2 protein-coding genes are annotated in these 2117 nt (G+C 68.7%); both read left to right on the top strand.

All coding sequences use genetic code 11. The annotated features are described in order from the left end of the window. The first annotated feature begins 208 nt into the window (after positions 1–208). Positions 209–925: a class I SAM-dependent methyltransferase gene (locus V7D28_RS15070; protein WP_333588198.1), complete on the top strand. Its 717-nt coding sequence runs from the start codon at positions 209–211 to the stop codon at positions 923–925. Positions 926–1168: 243 nt separating this feature from the next. Next, on the top strand, positions 1169–2117 hold a 949-nt coding region (locus V7D28_RS15065; RefSeq protein WP_333588197.1), incomplete at its 3' end, for a cell wall hydrolase.

Here is a 2117-nt window from a genome sequence, read left to right as displayed (position 1 = left end):
CTCGCTGTCGGTGGTCGCCTTGACCAGAACCATCACCCGCATCGCGCGTCTCCCTTTGCTTGGCCGGGCCGCCCTGGCCCGCCTCGAGACTAGGACGAAGGCGCGGCGCAGAATCCGACAAATGCGTCGACCGCGCCGGAAGGCCGCCCGCGACCCTTCCTTAACGGCTTGGCGGGTATGGCTCTTGCGACCTTCGAAGGAGGACGACTTGGCCGACCCGATCCGCGCGCTCGCCACCCTGAACGGGCGGTTCGCCGCCCCGCTGGCCCAGACCATGCTGGCCAAGCCCAAGGCGCGCGAAGACGCCGCCGCCTTCGCCGCCCACTGTCAGGCCATGGGGTTCGAGTTCACCACCGAGTGGGCGGACAACAACATCCCCTATGTCGCCCCCCTGCTGCGGGATTTCGCCGCCGGCCGCGGCCAGATCCGCTATCTGGAGATCGGCGCCTATGAGGGGCGGAACCTCGCCTTCATGGACTGGCTGCTGCCGGCCAAGCTGGACGTCACCGTCATTGATCCGTGGTTCGACGAGACCCTGAATCCGGAAGAGAAGTATCACGCCGTGGAGCCGCGCTTTCAGCGCAACGTGGCCAAGCTGGGCTTCTCCAGCCTCGCCACCCACAAGGGCTTCTCCACCTACGAGCTGCCCCGGATGCTGGAGGCCGGCGAGGCCTTCGACCTCATCTATGTGGATGGCAGCCACACCGCCTGGGCGGTCATGGTGGACCTGGCCTATTGCGCCGCCCTGCTCGACATCGGGGGCATGATGGTGCTGGACGACTACTGGCACGACGAGAGCGAGATCGGCGGGCCGGGCGTCAAACAGGCGGTCGACCGCTTCCACGGCATTTTCCGCGATTATTTCGAGATCACCGCCGTCTATCGGCAGGTGGCCCTGACCAAGACCGCCGAAATCCCGCGATAGAGCGCGTTCCGACAAGTGGGAACCGGTTATGGAACCGAGACGCGCTCCAGTCTCTGAGCTCAGAGCGCGTTCCCCTCACGGCGCCTGTTTTGCCAGCCGAAGGCGCCCCCCGCCGGGGCGGGCGCCGGTTCTGGGTCATTTCTGGAAACCGGCGTTCCGATTCCCTCTGGAACTGAGCGTCCGATGGGCCTATGGGGTCGCATCGACGGGGCGGGGCGCGTCAGGGAGCTGGACGTGTTGCGGATGTTTCGTCGTTTGATTTCCAAGATCGAGCACCATCATCGGATGGCGGGCCTTCAGGTCGCCCTGGTGGCGGTCCTGGCCGGGGGCCTGGCCACCGCGGCCCCGCGTCTGTCCGGCGAGAGCGCCGAGCAGCGCCTGGCCCGGGTGACCGCCGGCCAGATGGACGCCCTGGCCTTCGCCCGCATCACCCGCGACATGGACCCGGCCATGATGGGCCTGGCCGCCCGCTTCACCCCGGAATTCCAGGCCGCCAGCTTCGCCCGGATCGACCGGGAGGCGGGCCTGTCGGAGGCCGACGGCGCGCCAGAACCGGCTCTGCTGCGGCTCCAGGATCTGGACGAGGCCCAGGCCCGGGTCTGGAACGCGGCCAACCCCGTCTCCACCCTGCCCAATCCCGCCGCCAAGCCCTTCCGCCTCACCGGCGGCGCCCTGCACCAGGCCCGGGCCCTCGATTGCATGGCCGCGGCCATCTATTACGAAGCCCGCTATGAGAGCCTGGACGGCCAGCGGGCCGTGGCCCAGGTGGTGATCAACCGGGTCCGCCATCCGGCCTATCCCAGCTCGGTGTGCGGGGTGGTCTTCCAGGGCTCCAACCGCACCACCGGCTGCCAGTTCACCTTCACCTGCGACGGCGCCATGGGGCGGATGCCCGACCCCGAGGGCTGGACCCGCGCCCGCCAGGTCGCCGAGGCGGCCCTGTCGGGCTATGTGATGAAGGGCGTCGGCCACGCCACCCACTATCACGCCAACTATGTGGCTCCCTATTGGAGCCCGAGCCTGGTCAAGGTGGCCACGGTAGGCGCGCACATCTTCTATCGCTGGATGGGCGGCTGGGGCCTGCCCGGCGCCTTCGGCGGCGCCTATGGGGGCGATGAATCCGTGGGCTTCCAGATCGCCGCCCTCAACCGCATCTCCGGCCCGGCCAAGGTCGATCTCGTCACCCTGGCCG

It is taken from the genome of Phenylobacterium sp., from assembly GCF_036723115.1.
In the GTDB taxonomy this organism is placed as follows: domain Bacteria; phylum Pseudomonadota; class Alphaproteobacteria; order Caulobacterales; family Caulobacteraceae; genus Phenylobacterium.
This window is presented reverse-complemented; position numbering and strand designations above follow the sequence as displayed.